At 46.0% G+C, this 21,139-nt stretch carries 16 protein-coding genes; 5 read left to right on the forward strand and 11 right to left on the reverse strand.

All coding sequences use genetic code 11. The annotated features are described in order from the left end of the window. Positions 1–50 precede the first annotated feature (50 nt). A complete protein-coding gene (locus CIK98_RS04030) occupies positions 51–1,625 on the forward strand; it encodes an AAA family ATPase (RefSeq protein WP_094382999.1) in 1,575 nt (524 codons plus the stop codon). A 147-nt stretch (positions 1,626–1,772) separates the two neighbouring features. On the opposite strand, the gene CIK98_RS04035 is transcribed toward CIK98_RS04030, so the two are convergent. The 4 genes from CIK98_RS04035 to CIK98_RS04050 are packed head-to-tail and all read right to left on the reverse strand — an operon-like array spanning position 1,773 to position 9,837. Further along, on the reverse strand, positions 1,773–2,918 hold the full coding sequence (locus tag CIK98_RS04035) for a TlpA disulfide reductase family protein (protein ID WP_094383000.1): 1,146 nt from the start codon (positions 2,916–2,918) through the stop codon (positions 1,773–1,775). A gap of 16 nt (positions 2,919–2,934) precedes the next feature. Further along, complete coding sequence (locus CIK98_RS04040) at positions 2,935–4,422, reverse strand: RagB/SusD family nutrient uptake outer membrane protein (protein ID WP_094383001.1); 1,488 nt, start codon at positions 4,420–4,422, stop codon at positions 2,935–2,937. Between the two features lie 25 nt (positions 4,423–4,447). After that, positions 4,448–7,879: a SusC/RagA family TonB-linked outer membrane protein gene (locus CIK98_RS04045; RefSeq protein WP_094383002.1), complete on the reverse strand. Its 3,432-nt coding sequence runs from the start codon at positions 7,877–7,879 to the stop codon at positions 4,448–4,450. A 23-nt stretch (positions 7,880–7,902) separates the two neighbouring features. Next, entirely contained in the window at positions 7,903–9,837 is a 1,935-nt protein-coding gene (locus CIK98_RS04050) for a protein-disulfide reductase DsbD N-terminal domain-containing protein (RefSeq protein ID WP_141210402.1), read from the reverse strand. A gap of 142 nt (positions 9,838–9,979) precedes the next feature. On the opposite strand from CIK98_RS04050, the gene CIK98_RS04055 reads away from it, so the two are divergent. The 4 genes from CIK98_RS04055 to CIK98_RS04070 all read left to right on the forward strand — a co-directional run bounded on the left by CIK98_RS04055 (position 9,980) and on the right by CIK98_RS04070 (position 13,720). After that, on the forward strand, positions 9,980–10,480 hold the full coding sequence (locus CIK98_RS04055; protein ID WP_094383004.1) for an RNA polymerase sigma factor: 501 nt from the start codon (positions 9,980–9,982) through the stop codon (positions 10,478–10,480). A gap of 47 nt (positions 10,481–10,527) precedes the next feature. Beyond that, complete coding sequence (locus CIK98_RS04060) at positions 10,528–11,547, forward strand: FecR family protein (RefSeq protein WP_094383005.1); 1,020 nt, start codon at positions 10,528–10,530, stop codon at positions 11,545–11,547. A gap of 130 nt (positions 11,548–11,677) precedes the next feature. Further along, on the forward strand, positions 11,678–12,898 hold the full coding sequence (uxuA, locus tag CIK98_RS04065; RefSeq protein ID WP_094383006.1) for a mannonate dehydratase: 1,221 nt from the start codon (positions 11,678–11,680) through the stop codon (positions 12,896–12,898). A 9-nt stretch (positions 12,899–12,907) separates the two neighbouring features. Continuing rightward, positions 12,908–13,720, forward strand: coding sequence for an SDR family oxidoreductase (locus tag CIK98_RS04070; protein ID WP_094383007.1), 813 nt, complete (start codon positions 12,908–12,910; stop codon positions 13,718–13,720). A gap of 248 nt (positions 13,721–13,968) precedes the next feature. Here CIK98_RS04070 and CIK98_RS17580 read toward each other — a convergent pair whose 3' ends face one another. Genes CIK98_RS17580 through CIK98_RS04110 form a run of 7 tightly spaced genes read right to left on the reverse strand, consistent with a single transcriptional unit; the run spans position 13,969 to position 21,070 of the window. After that, positions 13,969–15,099, reverse strand: coding sequence for a helix-turn-helix domain-containing protein (locus CIK98_RS17580; protein WP_141210403.1), 1,131 nt, complete (start codon positions 15,097–15,099; stop codon positions 13,969–13,971). Continuing rightward, positions 15,096–15,989 carry a DMT family transporter gene (locus CIK98_RS04085; protein ID WP_094383010.1) on the reverse strand — a complete coding sequence of 298 codons (894 nt, stop codon included), beginning with the start codon at positions 15,987–15,989 and terminating at the stop codon, positions 15,096–15,098. Before CIK98_RS04085 ends, CIK98_RS17580 begins: the two co-directional genes overlap by 4 nt. A gap of 16 nt (positions 15,990–16,005) precedes the next feature. Continuing rightward, positions 16,006–17,382, reverse strand: a complete 1,377-nt coding sequence (rseP, locus tag CIK98_RS04090; protein ID WP_094383011.1) for an RIP metalloprotease RseP — start codon at positions 17,380–17,382, stop codon at positions 16,006–16,008. A gap of 25 nt (positions 17,383–17,407) precedes the next feature. After that, a complete protein-coding gene (locus CIK98_RS04095) occupies positions 17,408–18,571 on the reverse strand; it encodes a 1-deoxy-D-xylulose-5-phosphate reductoisomerase (RefSeq protein WP_094383012.1) in 1,164 nt (387 codons plus the stop codon). A 20-nt stretch (positions 18,572–18,591) separates the two neighbouring features. Next, positions 18,592–19,110 carry a ribosome maturation factor RimM gene (gene rimM, locus CIK98_RS04100; RefSeq protein WP_094383013.1) on the reverse strand — a complete coding sequence of 173 codons (519 nt, stop codon included), beginning with the start codon at positions 19,108–19,110 and terminating at the stop codon, positions 18,592–18,594. A 5-nt stretch (positions 19,111–19,115) separates the two neighbouring features. After that, positions 19,116–20,423 carry a UDP-N-acetylglucosamine 1-carboxyvinyltransferase gene (gene murA, locus CIK98_RS04105; RefSeq protein ID WP_094383014.1) on the reverse strand — a complete coding sequence of 436 codons (1,308 nt, stop codon included), beginning with the start codon at positions 20,421–20,423 and terminating at the stop codon, positions 19,116–19,118. Between the two features lie 35 nt (positions 20,424–20,458). Then, entirely contained in the window at positions 20,459–21,070 is a 612-nt protein-coding gene (locus CIK98_RS04110; RefSeq protein ID WP_094383015.1) for a DUF4290 domain-containing protein, read from the reverse strand. Between the last annotated feature and the right edge of the window lie 69 nt (positions 21,071–21,139).

The raw sequence follows: 21,139 nt of genomic DNA on the forward strand, positions 1-21,139 counted from the left end.
ATCTTTGCAATCAGTTGCAGGCTTATCTCTCCTGTGATGACTTGTAGAATATGGGCAGATATATAAATAAAGGTAATAATGCGTTTCGTGATATTGTTAACAGTGATTATGTTGACAAGACATCACTGATACCATTCATTAATTCGACGCTCAACACCGAGCGCCGCTATAGCTGCGTCAGCCGTTGCCGACGTTTCGGCAAGTCGATGGCGGCAAAGATGTTATGCGCATATTACGACAAGTCGTGCGACTCGCGGGAGCTGTTCCGTGGATTGGAAGCTGAAAAGCACAAGTCGTTTGAGAAGTGTCTTAACAAATACCTTGTCATTAGCATTGACATGACCGACTTTACAACAAAATACCGTGGGGAACGGGAAATAGTGAGTCTAATCCAGCATGAAATTATGGATGATATAGTGGAAGTTTTCCCTGATACCAAAATAAAAGAGAGGGATGACCTTATGGACGTCCTCTATAACATAAACGAGAGCACAGGCGACCGCTTTGTGATGATTATAGACGAGTGGGATGCCATACTGCGCGAGATGGGAACTGATGAATACATCACGACATCATACGTTGACCTGCTTCGCCGCCTCTTCAAGGGTTCGGGGTCAAATGACGTCTTTGCCGGAGCATATCTGACAGGCATACTGCCAATAAAGAAATACAATACCGAGTCGGCGTTGAACAATTTCCGCGAATACTCGATGATTTATCCTGGCAGGATAGCCACATCTCTTGGTTTTACACATACAGAGGTTGAGAATCTGTGCAGGCAATATAGTATGGATATCAGAGAGATGGAACGCTGGTATGACGGCTATCGCATAGGAGATGAATCCCATATCTACAATCCGTATTCTGTAATGAGGGCAATAGAGGATAACAGTTATCGAAGCTACTGGACAACAACAGGAGCCTACGACTCTGTCATTACTTATATACAGATGAATTTTGAAGGTCTGAAGGACGATGTTATCCGTATGTTGGCTGGAGAGCACGTAGGTGTTGACACCACAGAGTTCTTGAATGACATGCATATTGTCAGGAGCAAGAATGATGTTCTCACTGTATTGATACATCTCGGCTATTTGGCATACGACCATGACAACCTGGAGTGTTATATCCCTAACAAGGAGGTGGCCGACGAGATGAATAATGCCATCAAGGGCACATCATGGGAGCCTTTGATAAAGACGATACAGAATTCCAAGAACCTTCTCTCTGCTACCATATCGGGCAACGAGCAAGCCGTGGCTCAAGCCATAGACCTTGCCCATGACGAACACACGAGCATCCTCGCCTACAACGACGAGAACTCGCTTGCCTGTGTATTGTCCGTAGCATATATCTGGGCAAAGAACGAGTATGTCATCCATCGTGAGTATGCCACAGGCAAGGGCTATGCCGACCTTGTGATGATACCTCGCCGCAATGTCTCAAAGCCCGCCATTGTCATCGAGTTGAAGTTCAACCACTCTTCCGATACCGCCATCGACCAGATAAAGCGTAAGGAATATCCCGCGAAATTGGCCGAATACACTGGCGAGATATTGCTTGTGGGGATAAACTACGACAAGGAGTCGAAACAGCATACTTGTAAGATAGAACGGTTGAAGTAATCCGTCTTTGCTTGCGGATAGTTAATATTTGGTTATCAGCCTATTGGCCTTACGCTATGGTGACAGATGTTTTTAAAAAAAGGGTGCGGCCACACAAAGTGTAGTCGCACCCTTTTGTTTATCTTATGATGTAGGTAGCACCGTTATCTACTCGTTAAGCAGTGTCTCCAAGCGGGAGTCAAGCACGGCATCCTCGTTCTCGTCAATCTTGCACACGATGTTTCCCTTCTTGTCGATGAGATATTTCGTGGGCAGGTAGTGGATGGCATACTTGTCGGAGATGTCGTTAGTGTGGTCCATGCCCTCCATACCTTTTGAGCGGTCCCACTTAAAGCCACGGAGCACGTGGTGGTAGCCCTCGCCCACGAGTTTGTCCTGCTCCACAGCCTTGTGCCATGCCTCAGGCTTGCTGTCGTCGTCGGACACATAAACGAGGTCGAGACCACGACTATGGTATTTGTCGTAAAGCTCACGCATATGCGGGTTGCTCTTTCGGCAAGGTCCGCACCAGCTTGCCCAAAAATCGAGTATCACCACCTTCCCACGAAGCGAAGAGAGAGTGAACGGTTTGCCATTGATGTCGGTGGCGGTGAAATCGGGAGCCGGACTGCCGGGGCGTACCTTAGCCAGTACTTCAAGTTCTTTTCTTATGTCGTCGGCGGAGTCGCCATATTTCTGCACCTGCGGGTCGAGAGCACCCCATGCCGCCTTGAGGTCGTCGTACGGCATTCGGCTCATGTCCATATAGAGAAACCTTGTGGCGAAATAGGAGTCGGTGTGCTTACGATAGAAATTGCTACAGTATTCAGCATATTGCTTTTGGTAGGGATCCATAAGGTTTATAAGAGAGTCGCGATTGGCAGTTTGGCGAACCTCTTCGTTCAGTTTGCGCAATGGCTTTAGGAACACCTCCATCTCGCTATTGATTGCGTCCAGTTCTTCCTGTAGCTTTCCTCCTGAAATGGAGCAAGCCTCCGGATTGTTGCAGTCGGCAACGACGTTGAGGGCTGTTGGCTCAAGAGCCATTTCCCACATGCACTTGTTGTCATAAGTCAACGGTCCAACAATTAGGCGTGCAGCCACGAAGGGGCGGTCAAGTGTTCCCTTGAACGTAAACTGTCCGTTGGTCACCGTGATACTGTCATTAATCGTCGTGCCCCTGTTTCCAGCAATAAGATAAGCCTTCTTACCCTCAGCGTTTTCAATCTTTCCGCTAACGGTATAGTTGCCCTGTGCGCCTATGGTGAGGGCAACGGCTGATGCAATGAGCATCGTCAAAATTCTTGGTTTCATAATATTGATTTATTGTTTAATTTGCACTATAACCTGGATTTTGGTCACTATCTGTTAATGCGCTGTTATACTTGAATTCGTCTTTTGGTATTGCAAACACGTTGTATTGACGTTCCTTATATACAGGATTAAACTTCAGTGTTATACTTTCAGGGAATCGTAGCATGATGTCGTGCTCAAGACCACACTCATACGAGAGATTTCTGACATCTTCACGGAATATCTGCTCAAGCATAGCCTCAGAGGTAGTGGCAGAATCAACAGCATCGTAATTCTGTATTCCGGACTTTGACAAAATAGTCTTTAGCAATTGTCCTGCCTCGGCAATTTTTCCTGTTCGTGCAAGAGCCTCTGCCTTAATGAGATATATTTCAGAAAGTCGCATCTGATACTGTGTTTCTTCTATGTCGTTAAAAGCCATAATATCAGGGTTGAGATGTTTGCAGATGGCATACATTATTGCAGTGTAGATGTAATATGTTCCATCAGGATTATAACCTATCATTTGTGTTTCCTTTCCACTGAACATCCTGTCTTTTCTTGGATCGCCCTCATAGAGTGCAAGCATATTTTCGGTTGGGAAATACTGTGCTGAGCCACGATAGTAATAAGCCTCATAGACATCACACTGGTTCTCTTTGGGCATAATACCGAAAATCACCTCTTTACTCAACAGTCCTTTCTGGTGGAATATGTCCTCATAGTTGTCCTCAAGCTGATAGGGACTATTCGTAATGATGTCCGTACAGAGATTAGCTGCCTCGTTGAAGTCGCCGGATTGTCCACGCATCATCAACACTCTTGCTTTCAGTCCCTTGGCAAACCACTGTGAGGCATAATGATTGTCGTTAATAGCAGGAGCATTAGCTATGGCGAAGTCGAGGTCGGAAATGATTTGGTCATAAGTATCCTTCACGCTGCTTCGCTTAACGTTAAGATTTGAAGCTGTGCTTTTCTCAAGACGCAGCACAGCGCCGTATGGGCTGCTTATATCCCAAGAATAACACATATATCTTAATATGTTGTAATAGGCCAAAGCCCTCATACAACATGCCTCACCGAGAATTTCCTTTTTCCTATTGCCTTGAAAATAGCTGTCGCTTGCATTGCCAACCTGTTCGATAACTGCATTTGAAGCGTTTACGGTGCTGTAAAAGCTGTTCCAATAATATGATCCGTATCTCTCCAATGAAGCTGCATCATGATTTTCAAACATATAAGCACCTTGATAATAGATAGCCATTCCTGCCAAGTCGGCTGGAAGGGTCTCGTAAAACTCGCTACACCCTGTAGATTTCACGCCATAATAGTCTGTTTTACACATAGCGTATGTGTAGTAAATACCATTTAATGCGGCAATGGCACTCTTTTGGTCAACGACAAGGTTTCCATCCACCTTCGACTGTGATGGCAATGCGTTCAGTTCATCGCTACAGGAAACGGCAGTAGAGCAAAGCACAACCGCAAGGCTTCCCGCCAATATGTTTTTAATTGTTTCTTTCATCTTTATAAAAATTATTATGTTAATGTTAGAATCCGAGGCGAACTCCAAAGGTGAAACTCTTTACAGTTGGATAGGACGAGATATCACGTCCACCGCCGCTAATGGTGTATGGATTGTCTGATACAGCAGGGTCAGGACCGGGATAGCCCGTGATGGTGAACAGGTTACTTGCCGTTGCATAAAGTTGCAGGTTATTGAGTCCAAGAGGCTTAAGCTGCGAGCGGTTGAATGTGTATGCCAACGACAATGTCTGAAGCTTCAAGTACGACGCGTCATAGACGTTAAGGTTGGTGAGGAACATTGTTGAACTGTAGGTACTTAATGGTTTACCTGTGAAATTGTCGACACTGCTTGCCTCAAGAACCCTAACTCCGCGGTTGCTTAGAGAGCTGAAACACATATCGTTAACGTCTTTCTGGTAAATCAAGTCGTTTCCTACGGAGAATGTGAAACAAGCCAATAGCGACCAGTTCTTATAACTGAGCGTATTGGTATAGCCACCATAGAAATCAGGAGTACAATTGCCTATCACGTCCTCATAATAGTAACCTGTTTCATCCAAGGCAAATTTCACAGAACCTATGCCAAGGTCTTGCTGGAAATATTTCCAATATGCGAACTTGCTCTTATATTCAGCCAGTTCTGTCTCATTTTGGATTAATCCTTCGACAACACGACCACATAGAAGACCAAGCGACTCACCCTCGCGAATCAGGCTTGTTCCAAGATTTAATGCTTTTCGATCGGTAGCTGAAGAGAACTGCTCATCGAGAATCTTCAGTACTTTCGACTCGTTGTGTGAGATATTCAAGGCTCCACTCCATTTCCAAGTCTTGTTTCTGATGAAATCGGCATTTATTTCAAATTCAAAACCAGTGTTGCGTACATTGGCGATGTTTGAAATCACGGACGAGAAACCACTACTTGGAGCTGGAGTGATAGCAAGCAAAGCACCATCGGTATTCTTATGATAGTAGGCAATTGTTCCGCTAAGTCTTCCGTTGAAGAAAGAGTAATCAAGACCTAAATCCTTCTGTGTGGTACTTTCCCAACGGATGTCGTCATTGCCAAGTTGGGAAGGATATAACGCACTGTTATTCCCGTAAGCGTCTGGTGAGTAAAGCGTGAGGAACATCCAGTCGGAGATGTTCTGCGTTCCTGTCTTTCCTATGCTGGCACGAAGTTTTATCTCGTCAATCCACTTAACGTCGCGTAGCCATTTTTCTTCCGACAATCTCCAGGCAAACGCACCAGAAGGGAAGAAACCAGTGCGATGCGCCTTTGCAAATTTTGAGGATGTATCGCTACGTCCTGTAAAGGTAAAGAGATAGCGATCAAGAATAGTATAGTTGAACCTGCCGTAGAAGGAGAGCAACGACGATTTCGACAGAGGATTTGAGCCGGAGACAGAAGCTGCTATTGATGCAGAACTAAGGTTATTGAGGAAATTGTCATCTGGATAGCCTTTTCCTGTTGCTGAGAAATAGTCGTTCTTGTCCTGTTCCCATGAATGACCTATTACGGCATTTAGTGAGTGAAAATCGCTAAACTGCTTATTGTAGGTAAGTGTGTTTTCCCAAAAGACGTTCGTTGAGGTGCTCTGCGCTTGTGTGCCCATACCACCGCCATTGTCTTCAGCTCCATAATAACTGGAAGTCAACACATAGCTTGGTATGTAGTTGAGCTGATTATAGTTATTATAATTTACAGATATTGTAGTCTTGAACTTCAGCTCTTTCAGAATGTCGTACTCACCGGCAATTGAGCCTTTGAAACCATATGTTTTGGCGAGATTGGTGCTTGAAGACACTGCAACAGGGTTCTGGAAACCCATATATGCAGAACCCACTCCACCTATGGCAGAATAGTCAGCATAAGATCCATCGGCATTATAAATCGGAAGGATTGGAGGAGCTGAAAGGGCTTGGTAATATATTCCTGAAGACATATTGTTCTTTGAATAGCTAAGATTCAGCTTTACAAAAGTGCGGAACTTGCTTGAGATGTCATTATCCATACTGATATTTCCAGTCAATCGGCGAAAATCGGAACCGATAAGCGTTCCTGTCTGCTGGTTATAGGAAAAAGAAGTGTAGTATCTTGACGACTGGCTGCCACCTGATACGGCGAAGTCGATGTTGTGGGTTGTTCCTGTTCTGAGGACTTCATCAAGCCAATCAGTATTGGCATTGCCAACAGACTTTACTTTTTCAAGAAGTTCGTTGTTGGATGTAATCTTTCGGCCTGCTGAGGCTAGGCTCAAGTCTCCCAAGTCTATATTTTTCTGTAGGTTGGCATTGGCTGTTTTTATTGATGACTCAAGAGCCGAGAGATATTGCTCGCCGTTGAGCACCTTTTCCTTCACAGGTGAGGAAATACCAAGCGAATAGTTGAAACTGAACACAGGTTTTTGGTCGTGTCTTCCGCGTTTGGTCGTTATAATAACCACACCGTTGGCAGCCTTCGAACCATAGATAGCAGTTGCTGAGGCATCTTTCATGATGGTGATTGTCTCGATGTCGTTAATGTTAAGACCTGCAAGACTATTAAGTCCTCGCATAAACGAACCTGATACCGCACCCATGTCCTGTTCTCCATAGTTTGCCCATTCGTTAGGGTCATTTATATCGGTACTTGAGATATAGTTGTTCTCTATCTGGGTTGGAATACCGTCGATGATATACAAAGGATCAACACCACCCGTCAAGGAAGAACCTCCACGAACTCTTATCCTTACTGCACCACCTGGGCTACCATCGGCTTTTGTTACTTGAACACCGGCTGCCTTTCCAGCAAGGGCATCGTCAATGGTAACAGCCGGGGCGTTAATCAGTTCTTCAGGCTTGACCACCGCAACGCTACCTGTAAGATCCTTTCGTTTTGTCGTACCGTAGCCTACTACAACCACATCGTTAAGTATCTTCAAAGAACCTTTCAACTTAATGTTCATATACTCTGAAGCTGCAAGTGACTGTGATTCCATACCAACGTAGGAAACATTAATCTTAATGTTTTTAGGGCTGCAATCGAGGAAGAATTGACCGTTGTTGTCGGTTGTAACACCCATATTGCCGCCAATAACCCTCACTGTAGCGCCAATTATTGGCTCACCTGTTTCTGCGTCCAATACGACACCGCGAATTTTTTTACCCTGAGAGCTTTTCCTGCTTGATTTGCTCACGTTGATTATTTTTCCCTTTACGGAATATTCAAGAGGTTTGTCTTTAAGCAGGTAAGACATAACTTCATAAATTGAAGATTCCGTCACCTCTCCCGTAACGGTGTAACTATCTACATCGCTATAGGCAAACACAAATTTGTAACTTGTTGCCCTTTCAAGTTTTTTAAACACTGAAGGCAAACTTTCATTTTTGAACTTCATGGAAATGCCCTGTGCCATTGTCGTCAGGCAGACGAGGAGCGCGATGAGCATTCCAAAGATTCTTTTCTCTCTCATACTTAAATCTCGTTTTTATGTTTTTAATATTGTGTTTTCACGGTCTTCGACATCGGTTGCAGGCAGGAGTGGTTGTCGCATGCCTGAAAATTGATGGTGAAGCTGACGGTGCCGTTGTCCTTGGCTGTGAACTTCTGCCTGAACACTTGCTCGCCCTCAAAGACAACCGTACCTGTGGAGTTTAGCAGTCGGCCGGCAGGCTTCTGCAGTTCGCCACTGAGTTTTCCGTTGCCCTCGAAGCTTATGTCGTAAGTGTTTTCAATATATGGGTCTTTGTCGGAAACCACGGCATAGATATGGTAGCCGGGATGGATTTTCATCTTCACGACAAGGGTTTTCTCTTCGCCTTCCGACTCAATGGCAGCAGCAAGCTGCACTGGATTGTCGATGGAAGTGGCTTCCTTCACCTGTGTCATGGCGGCAACGTCAGCCTCGTTGTATTTCAACACCGAATAGTCGTTGCCGGGAGTCGTCGGGTCTTGCGAGTTAACCAGCCAAAGCCATCCGCCGCTCTCGGTGAAGAAGAGTTGCTTCTCGTATTTTTTGTACCATGCCCGCCATTCCTTCGGGTTGTCGTAGCGCAGAAGGGTGTAGCGGTGGAGCAGTCGGCGGGCCTTTTCCACGTCCTCACCTTTCTCCCAAAGACTGATGGCACGGTCGAGGAAGCGCTTGTCGTTGTTGGCTATGCCAAGGCTCTTTGCGTCCTCGTCGAGCATGAGGTCGTAACCGTCAAGGGTACCGTAGAAATAAGGAGTGTTCTCTTTGAAATATTTCTCGTAGGCGGCAACGTCGGTGCCAAACTGTGCGAACAATTCTCCTGCCTGTTGCTGTATGAACTGCCCGTAGGTAGGATTTGGCTGCGGGTGTTCCGCCATCATGAGGTATTGCCTGTCAAGGTCGGTAAGTTTCTCGCCTGCCGCCTCCTTGTTCTTCAGGGAGTCTGCCATTTTCTTCATTTGGGCATTGTATTTCTCCATAGAATCCACAAAGCCATTATAAACATCCCTGCCTACACGATATTTCATTTCCGTGGCGCGGGTTCTGGTTGAAATACCTTCATTTAGCTTGCGTGCGATGATATGTTGGCCCGCAAACTTGCTGATATACACCACGGCATTAGCAAACACTGGTTTCGCCTCGTCGGTCATGTCGGCAGGTGAGGCGGCAAAGCCCCAGTGGAACCAGTTGGCGTGGCGACCTATGGTCATGGCATCGTAGCTTTTCGCGCTCTCGCCGCCCGAAATCCATTCGGCTTCCGGTGAATCCTCATATCCCCAAGGACGCACCACCATTCCCACCTTGTAGTATCGGTTTGTCATGTAACCTTTCTTCTGCACTCGCCACATCGGTGTAGTCTCAGGCAGTGTCTGCCCTATCAACGGAGCATACTCCTTCGCTCCCTCTGGTGTAGGGCGGTCGGTAATGGTCAACTTCACCTTGTAAGGACCTTTGAAAATGGGGTGCTCCTTCTTCATGCCGTAGGCGTGGGCATCGAGGCAGAGGCAGTACCAGTCGTTTTTTGTTCCTATGCGTCGGCCTACCGTCTCGCCTGTTTCGGCAATGGTGATGACAGGACGGTCGAAATCGTCGGGGAAGTAGCGGGCATCGATGTTTTTCGTAAAATTGCCGTTGATGGTGATGTTACGACGGGGTTCAATAGGCTTTGGAGTTCCGTCGATGATGGTGACGTCGTAGTCGTACGACATCTTATAGTTGTAATCATTTCCCTTCACTGTTTTTACTGTGGTGAAATACTCGTTGAGGTATTTTTCCCATGCTGCGGTACGCTCGACAATGCTTCTTTCGTTTGCCGCGGTGTCGTAAGCAGCTACGCCAAAGGTTTCGATGTCGGAGTGTCCGCCAACGTAAAGCACTTTCAGATTGGTCTTCTTTACCTGAGCCGTTGCTCCAAGGCACACGACGAATGTCAAGAGCAGAAGTGATAAATGTCTTTTCATATTTCTTATGTTTTGTTGTTTCTTTCTATTATTTTCTACAATCAACCATAACAAAAGGCTACGGAAAATGAAGAAATTATTAGATTTTGGTTGTTTTTTCGTAATAATTGCGTAATTTTGCACCTCAAATAGACTGAATTAGATGAACAGAGAAGAGTTTGAACACACGTTCAGAAGCCTTTACCCACAACTCGTCAGCTACGTCAGGACAATGATTGCCAACGAGGATGAGTGTCACGACATCGTAGGGATGGCGTTTGAGGGCGTGTGGAAAAACCTTGGGAAAATCGACCCCGCATCAGCGAAGAACTATCTCTACAGTTCTGTGAACCACCTCGCCATAAACGTGCTCCGGAAGCAGCAATACCACAGGCAATATATCGACCACTACAAACACATGGCATCTGAAGCGGTGACCGACGACACACTGCGCGAACACGAGGAACGACTGAGTGCGGCGATGAAAGTGGTGGATACGCTGAAAGAACCTACAAGGACTATTCTCGTGAGATGCTACATCGACGGAAAACAATATAAGGAAGTGGCGGAGGAAATGGGTGTCAGCATCAGTATGATAAAGAAACACATAGGTAAAGCACTGAAAATGCTTGCCGATTTTAGACAAAAAATGCTAAAAACGTAGCCTTTACACCATATTAATTGTATAGTATATATAAATGCAAGCTTATTATGGACAACGAAATAAAAGACATTGACACGATAGAGAATCTGAAAGACCTTATGGCACTCGCACAGGCTGCTGATATGAAGGGCAGAAACGACGACGTGGAACAGCGACTGCAACAGTTCTACAGGAAGCAGAAGGCGAAGAAGGCAAAGGCAAGGCTGTGGCGCATCACCATGGCCGCTGCTGCATGTCTTGCCCTGATATTGACTCTCGCGCTCTGGAAAGGTACTGCCGACGACGAAACCCTGATGAAAGAGCAGCAACCAATAGTGTTCAACATCGCAAAGCCCAAGGCAAACATAATGGTGAGGACAGAGAAGGGAAAGAAACTGCAAGCTATACCCAGCAACAATGAAGAACTGCTTGTGGCGAAAGTATTGCCTGAGGAAACTGAGCGTGTGGTTGTTGATGTGCCTCAGGGCGAAAAACTTACAATAGCCCTGCCCGACGGGTCGAAAGTGTATATGCATGCAGGCAGCAGCCTTAAGTTCCCGTCAAGGTTCAGCGATTCGCTACGATTGGTGGAACTGAAGGGAGAGGCTTATTTTGTTGTGACAAAGAATCCTGAAAAGCCTTTCGTTGTGCGCACTGCAACTTTGCAGACAACGGTGCTCGGCACGGAGTTCAACATCGTGGCTGAAGGCACACCCGACGACAACGTATCGTTGGTTTCGGGAAGCGTGAGGGTGGCTGTCGGAAACGAGAGGCGAATTATAAAACCGGGACAGCAGCTCGGGTTCTCAACCGAGGGAAAGCTGACTGTGAAGGAGGTTGACATGACACCATACACATCGTGGCGCGACGGATACATTTATTTCGACAACGTGACACTGAAAGACGCCCTGCTCGACATTGCCAAGGAGTTCAACTGCAACGTGGAATTCCAGCACCAGGAACAGCTCGACACGAAGGTGCATTTCGTGGCAAACCGTTCCGATGGCATAAATGGCGTAGTAGAAGGGCTGAACATGATGAATATAATAAATGTGGAATATAAGGGAAATATGATAGTGGTGTTCTAAGAAAAGTGCTTTTACCACTACGGAGGCTGATTTATTTGTGTTTTCGCGGTGGTTTATGTCTTTTTTCTTTGGGGAACCCAAAAAAAACATTATCTTTGCAACCAAAAAATGTGAACCAAAATAAAAAATTATGGAAAGAACTTGGAGATGGTTTGGCAAGAACGACAAAATAACTCTTGCCATGCTGAAACAAATCGGCGTCGAGGGAATCGTAACAGCATTACACGACGTACCGCTCGGCGAAGTATGGACTCGCGAAAAAATACGCGACCTTCGTGAGTACATTGAATCTTACGGAATGAGATGGTCGGTTGTGGAAAGCTTGCCTGTGGTGGAAACCATAAAGTATGGCGGACCTGACCGTGACCAACAAATTGAGGTTTATAAGACTTCAATGAGAAACCTTGCAGCTGAAGGGGTGAAGTGCATTTGCTACAATTTCATGCCTGTGCTCGACTGGGCACGAACAGACCTCTTGCACGAAAATCCCAACGGCTCGTCAAACCTCTATTTCTCTTATGCCGAATTTGCCTATTTCGACATCTATATTCTAAAGCGTGAAGGGGCAAGGGAAGAGTGGGCTGCCTTCAACCGTTTCCCTGGAAGAAACGTACTGGCAGAAGCTGATGAGCTGGCTAAGGAGATGACACCGGAAAAGGACCACAAACTGGTGGAAAACATAGTGATAAAGACGCAAGGCTTCGTGAGCGGAAACTTCCATGAGGACGACGAGCACCCAATAGAGCTGTTCAGACAGTTCCTCGACCTCTACAAGGACATCGACAAGGACAAACTACGCGAAAACATGAAGTATTTCCTCGAGGCCATCATGCCAGTATGCGAGGAGACTGGCATCAACATATGTGTACACCCAGACGACCCTCCAATCCCTGTGCTCGGTCTGCCACGCATCGTAAACTCTGACGAGGACATAGAATGGTTTCTCAATGCAGTGGACAATCCTCATAACGGACTCACATTCTGCGCCGGTTCATTGTCAGCCGGAATACAAAACGAGGTGGTCGAACTGGCACGCAAGTATGCAAGCCGCACGCATTTTGTACATCTTCGCTCATGCCACATATTCCCCAACGGAGACTTCACAGAGGCGTCTCACCTTGGCGGTCGTGCTGACATCATCGAACTGGCACGCATCTTCGAAAAAGAAAATCCAAACCTTCCAATGCGCGTAGACCATGGCATGACCATGCTTGGCGACGACAACAGGGGATACAATGCCGGATATTCGTTCCTCGGACGAATGTTTGCCCTCGGACAGGTTCAAGGCATACTTGCTACCGTAGACCGTGAATTAGGAATAGAATACAAACAACCTGGATTTTTTGATTGAATATAAAATATGAAAAACTTATTTGATATTAAAGACAATGTAACCGTTATCACTGGCGGTACCGGCGTTCTCGGACGTGCAATAGCTAAGTATCTGGCACTAAATGGTGCAAAAGTAATCATTCTCGGACGCAAGGAAGAGGTAGGACTGCAGGTCGTGGCTGACATCGAGGCTGCTGGCGGACAATGCGAATTCCTTAAGACTGACGTGATGAACCAGGAGGTAGTACAGAAAAACTGCGACTACATAGTTGAGAAATATGGAAGAATTGACACTCTGCTCAATGCGGCTGGAGGCAACATGAAGGGGGCGACCATAGCTCCCGACCAGAATTTCTTCGACCTTGAGGCATCGCAATTCCAAACTGTTCTCAACCTCAACCTCACAGGCACCGTGATACCCACACAGGTATTCCTCAAGCCGATGGTTAAACAAGGAAAGGGATCTATCATCAATTTCTCGTCGATGGCGGCTTTCCGCCCGATGACCCGAGTATGCGGTTATGCTGCTGCAAAAGCCGGCATAAGCAACTTCACGGCATTTATGGCAACTGAGTGTGCTAAAAAATTTGGTGAAGGCATTCGCGTGAACGCTATAGCACCAGGTTTCTTCATCACCGAACAGAATCGCTCTCTTCTCACCAACCCTGACGGCTCGTTTACCCAACGTGGTCAAGACGTGATACGCCAGACTCCTTTCGGACGCATGGGTGAACCTGAGGAGCTCTGCGGCACCATCCACTACCTCATGTCTGACGCTGCAAAGTTTGTGACTGGTACAGTTGCTGTAGTCGACGGCGGATTCAACGCATTTGCAATGTAAAAAAAAGAGGTGGAGAGGAGCGAGATATGATTGGAGGGTGGGTATATCCCTACTCTCCAATCCTAAATCTCCAAATTTCAGCATAGTTATGTTTTGGCCATTATTGTCGTTGCTATACACAATAATTGTCTTGCGATGCAAAATTAAACATAATATTTCAAAGACAAGTGACAATTAGACAATAATGAGTGACAATTAGACAAAAAATGAATTTATGATACATTTTATACACTTGTAAGAAACAAAAACTACAGTTTTCCGGCATCATAAAGCATTTTTACACGAAAATAACTTCTCAACGAACCAAATCCACTGGCATGGGCAATCTCAAGGCGACTGCATTCGGGATGGTCTTGCTGGAAGCGAATGGAATATTCTATACGAAGGGTATTAATGTAGTTGTAGAAGGAATTGAAGCGCTGACGAAAGACTATTGACAGATAAGTACGGTTGGTGCCTACTATCTTTGCAAGGTCATCGCGCTTGAAACGAGGGTCCAAGTACAATTGTCGGCCTTCAACCACGCTACGTATCTGCTGTTCTATCTGATTGGCCAACTCTTCTGTTATCTCAACATTTTCCAAAGGAAATAATCCTATTTCTTCAATTGCGATATCACTACTTACTGACTTTTGCATGTCTTTTTCGATGCTTGTACATGCAGAACGATGGGGATGAAGGATGAAAACGAGAAGTGTAATCCCTACAAAAGACAGGAATAACGAGAAGTAAGCGTATACTGTACGACTATCTGTCAAAAACACAAAAACAGACACTAACCAAAGGGTCAATGGAATAAAGACTACGGATTTAGCAAAACGGACAGGGAAGTCTTCCTCATTGGAATATTCACCATACATATAGTCTTGAATGATGTGCATCAGCTTGGTAGTTACAAGAACGAGGTCGACAAGTACTGCAATGGAGAGAATGAGCGCAACACAGGAAACAATGTCATAATAAGGCCGCAAAACATCTCCTCCGTCACAACCAATGATCCAAAGCGGGGAAAGCAACAATACGGGTAGACCTATCGATAAGGTATAATGGATGATGCGAAGGCGCACATTGATGAAAAAATAATTGCGCAATACAACCGAACCAAAAGAGGGCAAATAGAGAATATAGAAGCAACGGAAGAAAAGCCAAGTGTCGAGACTTTCAAGATGGAAAAGATATGGCACGAGGAAGAGTATTACCAAAAAGTACCAGCAGATTATCTTGCGTGACGGATAAAAATAGTCGGCTTGTTTGTCAAACGGACGACACAAGTGGAAATTACGTACGATACAACAATAAAGTGAGGTGATTATCACTATTAATGTTGAAGAATAATGAAAAAGGGGCAAATATGATTCATTGTCTAATATGTGGGTCATCTTCTTCCTCTCCAAGTTTGTAATAAGACGCTAACAACAACCAAGGCTATGCCTATATAAAAAGAGAGATTCAGTTCACGCGCCTCACCGAAAAACAGGAATGCAAGGATTATTGTATAGCAAGGCTCAAGATTATATGTGAGATTTACAGTAAAGGCTGACAACTGCTTCAATGCCTGTATCTGAAGGAGATACATGCCTATGGTACAGAACAACGCATGGCATAGCATCCACCAGAGATTGGAACCTGTAGGAACGACCATCACGTCCTGTCCGGCAGGAAATATCATTAGATAAAAAGGGATGATAAGGCTCACGACAACTATGCCTCCACTCATTTGATACATCAGCATGGTGCGGGAACGAACGCCTACGCTTACCTTCTTGTTAAAAATGGCATAGAGGGCACACACCGCCGAAGAAACAACTCCAATGGTAATGCCATAACGATAACGGGCATCGAAGGAAAAGATAAAGAGAAGACCTGCTACGGTGATAAGCGAAAGAAGAAGCTCGGCCCAAGAAACCTTACGACGAAATATCACAGGTTCAAAAAGTGCTGTGAAAAAGCCTACCAGAGCAAAGCAGACAACACCAATGGAAACGTTGCTTGCCTTGATGGAACAATAAAACAGCATCCAGTGAAGACCCAAGAGAGCTCCACAACCTGCTATCTGCAGAAACTTCTTCCACCCGACACGTGGCAGACCGGTGAAGACAACAAGTATCATTGATGTGAAAAACATACGATACCAAACGATATCTACCTCGTTAAGCGTTATCAGTTTACCGAAAAGGCCTGTAAAGCCTGCAAGCAACACGCTTAGATGGAGTTGCATGAAGGCCTTACGGGCTGGAGATGTTTCAATGGTCTGCCGTGTTGGTTTCATAATCGGAATAATAAATTTACATATAGCCTAACCAACGCAGGACGTCGTTGAGATTAGCCACAAGCATGAGGACGATTAGGATGGCGAAGCCTACGTATTCGGCCCGTATCATGAACGTCTCACTTGGCTTGCGACGTGTAATAATCTCATAGATGAGGAACAACACGTGGCCTCCGTCAAGAGCTGGGATAGGAAGGAGATTCATGAAAGCAAGCATGATGCTGATGAAGGCGGTCATCTTCCAGAACACGTACCAGTCCCACTCGGCGGGGAACAGGTTGCCTATGGTACCGAAGCCTCCAAGAGACTTTGCCCCTTCTGCAGAGAAGACGTATTTCATGTCGTCGACATAGCCGGTCAACACTCCTATTCCGTATGACACTCCTGCAGGAAGACTTTCGAAGAAACCGTATTCGACGGTCACTGGTTTGTAGAGCATGCCAAGCGAAGGGGTCATGAAACCTGCCGTCAACTCCGGAGTAAGTACAATGGAAAGAGTATCGCGAGACAGTGTCGTTTCACGCTCGACGACAATGGTCGCCTTGCGTACCTTCATGCTGTCGGCAGGTGACTTCGCCAGGGCAATCACGTCGCTGAGACGTCCTATCTGCTCTGTAAACTCGTTGAACGAGCCGATGACGTTGCCGTTAAATGCCACGATGCGGTCACCCTTTGTCATGCCTGCCTTAGAAGCTGGCGATGCGGGGAGTACGGAATCGACCTTGCAAGGAATGAGCGGACGCACAAAAGGCGGGTCGTTCTTCAACATTCCGAGGAGATTGATGTCGCCCGGGAGCTGGATGCGCATGGGCTTGCCGTCGCGAACGATGTCGGCATAGGTAGCCTCGGAGAGCTGACGGTAGAGGTCAGCGCTAAAGTCCTTGAACGCGCCGTTGTCGGTGCCCACAAGAATATCGCCGTCCTTGAATCCGAGCTGCTTTGCCTCAGTGTTGAAGCGCATGCCGTGGGTCATGTCCTTCACGGGAATATAGATGTCGCCCCATGTGAAGAGGATCATGGCATAGATGAACAGGGCGAGAAGGAAGTTGAAAAGCACTCCTCCTATCATGACCAAAAGCCGTTGCCAAGCGGGCTTGGTACGGAACTCCCATGGCTGTGCAGGTTGCTTCATCTGTTCGGTGTCGAAGCTTTCGTCAATCATTCCCGCAATCTTGCAATAGCCGCCAAGGGGCAGCCATCCGACACCATATGTAGTGTCGCTCTTCTTCGGTTTGAACTGAAAGAGATGGAACCATGGGTCAAAAAAGATAAAGAATTTCTCTACTCGTATGCCAAACATCTTGGCAAACATGAAATGGCCTCCCTCGTGAATTAATATTAGTATCGAGATGGCCAACACAAACTGTAACGCTCTTATAAGAAATATTTCCACTGTTGAAAAATAAATATATTAATAATCATAAACAAAGTATCTCTGCTGCAACACGACGCGCCTCACGGTCGGTGGATATATATATGTCGTAATCTGGACTCGGGTCGAACGCAACCTTATTCATAGTGCGCTCAATAGTATCTGCTATCTGAAGGAAGCCACAACGGTCGTCGAGGAATGCACGGTTTACCACTTCATTGGCTGCATTTAGTATACAAGGCATATTGCCTCCCTTCTTTATTGCCTCAAACGACAACGCCAAACAACGGAACTTCTCCAGGTCGGGACGGAAAAACTCTAAAGGATGGGCGAAAAGGTCAAGACGACTGGAAGAAAGCGTCAGACGATCGGGATATGAAAAAGCATATTGGATGGGCAGACGCATATCGGGCACGCCTAACTGAGCTTTCACCGCTCCGTCGGCAAACTGCACCGCACTATGCACAATAGACTGCGGATGAACCAATACCTCAATATTATCGGCCTCAACACCGAAAAGCCATTTTGCCTCGATAACCTCAAAGCCCTTATTAATCATTGTGGCGGAGTCGATGGTGATTTTTGCACCCATATTCCATGTGGGATGGCGAAGGGCATCTGCCTTTGTTACCTGAGAAAGACGGGTGATGTCGAATGTGCGGAAGGGGCCGCCACTGGCAGTCAACAATATCTTCTCTATGTCGTTGCCAGTTTCGCCTGTCAAGCATTGGAATATGGCTGAATGCTCACTATCTACAGGTATAATGGGGGTATGATACTGATGTGCCAACTGACATATCAAGGCTCCTGCCACAACGAGTGTCTCCTTGTTGGCAAGACAAATGGTCTTACCTGCCTTTATGGCATGAATGGTAGGAGAAAGACCAGCAAACCCGACCATGGCAGTGAGAACCATGTCGATGGGTCCTGACTCTACAATCTCGTCGATAGCCTGAGCGCCTGCATATACCTTGATATCAGGTTCTGTAGCCAGCATTTGCCTTAGCCGGTCGTAATGTGCCTCATTGGCTATTACCACTGCGGCAGGTTTAAACTTCAATGCCTGAGCGGCCAGTTCCTCCACCTTGTTGTTGGCAGTGAGGCAATATACCTCATACAAGTCACTATGTTCCTCGATAACCTCAAGGGCTTGAGTGCCAATGGAGCCTGTAGACCCCAAAATGGCTATCTGTTTTCTTCCGTCTGTCATTATTTTCTTTTTTGAATGGTCTATAAATTCAACAATCCATCAGGCAAGTTCATCAACAGACATTGCCTCGAATGGTCTATGTCTACTATCAGTTCGTAGGCCGCAGGCACTAACATACCATTATCAAGGGTCAAAAGCACATTCTCCGTCGACTCGTCAACATCTACTATGCTTCCTACAATATGCTCATTACCATGGTTGTTGACATCACGCAGCTCATAGCCCACTATTTGACTCCAAGTCAACTCTTCATCATCAACAGAGGCAAGACTTCGTGGAAACCATACGTCACAACCTGTCAGTTCTGATGCACGTTCAACTGTGTCGACACCTGAAAACTTCACCAATGCGACCTCGTCACTTCGGAAACGATACTCTTCAAGGAAAAACGGTACCAGTATCCCATCAACTTCCAGTATCAGATAGTCTGCGTCGACACGGTCAAAGACATCGTCACTAAACCGAAAGGCCACCTCGCCCTTCACTCCGTGAGGCTTGCCAATCTTTCCTATTTTGAATACTTCTTCTTGTCTTATCATAAACCTTAGTTTACCCTCTCTATCTTTGCCCCGAGAGCATTTAGGCGAGATTCGATATTCTCATAACCACGGTCGATTTGCTCAATGTTGTCAATGCGACTTTTGCCATTGGCACTCATGGCTGCTATCAGAAGTGCTATACCTGCCCTGATATCGGGACTTGCCATTCTGCCGCCTCTTAGGGTAACTTGGTGGTCGTGACCTACCACAACGGCACGATGAGGGTCGCAAAGAATTATCTGAGCTCCCATATCAATCAGCTTGTCTACAAAGAATAGACGGCTCTCAAACATCTTTTGATGGAACAATACACTGCCACGGGCCTGGGTGGCCACTACTATCAGAACAGACAAAAGGTCTGGGGTAAGCCCTGGCCATGGGGCATCTGACAATGTCATGATCGTACCATCAATAAACGAGTCTATCACATAATGTCTCTGGTGAGGAATGACCAAGTCGTCGCCTTCCACATCTACCCTAACACCTAAACGGCGAAAAGCATCGGGAATGATTCCAAGATTCTGCAACGACACATCCTTGATGCGTATGCCATCGCCAACCATAGCTGCCATTCCTATGAACGACCCCACCTCTATCATATCTGGAAGTATGGTGTGCACGGTGCCATGCAGCGATTTCACTCCTTCTATTACGAGAAGATTGCTGGCTATGCCGCTTATTCGTGCGCCCATGGAATTCAGCATCTTACACAACTGCTGGATATATGGTTCGCATGCCGCATTGTATATCGTGGTGGTGCCTTCTGCCATTACTGCGGCCATAACGATATTGGCTGTTCCTGTTACAGATGCTTCATCAAGCAGCATATAACAACCCTTAAGGCGTTCGGCTCCTATCTCAAAGACGTTTCTGTCGTCAACATGGCGGAATTTGGCTCCTAAATATTTGAAACCTAGAAAATGAGTGTCGAGGCGGCGACGACCTATCTTGTCGCCACCGGGTTTAGCTATGACAGCCTTATGAAAACGGGCGAGAAGCGGACCGAACATTAGTACGCTGCCTCGTAGCGACGAGCACTTCTTTACAAACTCGTCGCTCTGAAGATATCCGAGATCCAACTCGTCTGCCAAAAACGAATACTTGTTTTTCTCTAAACGAGTGACTTTCACTCCCATATCTTTCAGCAAAAGTATAAGATTATTGACATCTCTAATATCGGGAATATTTTCTATCACAACCTCGTCGGAAGTAAGCAATGAGGCACAAATAACCTCAAGAGCTTCGTTTTTGGCTCCCTGAGGTGTAATGGTGCCGCTGAGAGGATGTCCACCTTCTATAATAAATGCTGCCATATTAATATATAAAAAAGGTATGCGAATTGAGTATCTTATTTCTTCTTTTTCTTCTTTGAAGACGTACCGTTTGAATTGTCGACACGTACCTTCTCGAAACGGAACATGTTCAGATCCAACTGTATTACACCATCGGTAAGACGTGCCATGTCGTCGGCCACCTTCTCATCGGCAATAGACCCATGACCCCAAAGGGCAAGGTCGCGCTTCATCTGATTTGCGGTCTTGCTTACCAACTGGTCACGTTCCACTCCCGGTTCCATGGTCTTGAGTTTCTCTAACAATTCTTCTACCAAATGACCATAATGGCGGAAGCGTATAGTGTGGGTTTTGCCCGGGATAGGCATTGGCTCTGGTCGCTCTAACATCTTCTCAGCGTCACTTACGTCGAAGGGCCAGTCTATGTCGAGTTTTTTGCGTCCTATCAGGTAAAGATGATCCCAAAGAGTTTTTTCATATTCTTGCTCTTCAAGATTCTGGGTATTTTTGGTACTCATCATCTTTACAATGGTTTTGGCACACTTCAAACGTTCTGACCTGTCAGGAATCGTAATGGCATAGTCAACCATATTCTGAATCTCACGGCCATACTCCGGCATTACGAGTCCCTCTCGTTGGGTATTATAATCTAATCCTTCTATGTCCATATATTATTCAAGTTTCTGTTTTATATTATATTGGAGTTCAAAGAAACTTCTTCCTTAACTTCCAAAAAT

Source organism: Prevotella sp. P2-180 (assembly GCF_002251435.1).
Lineage (GTDB): Bacteria > Bacteroidota > Bacteroidia > Bacteroidales > Bacteroidaceae > Prevotella.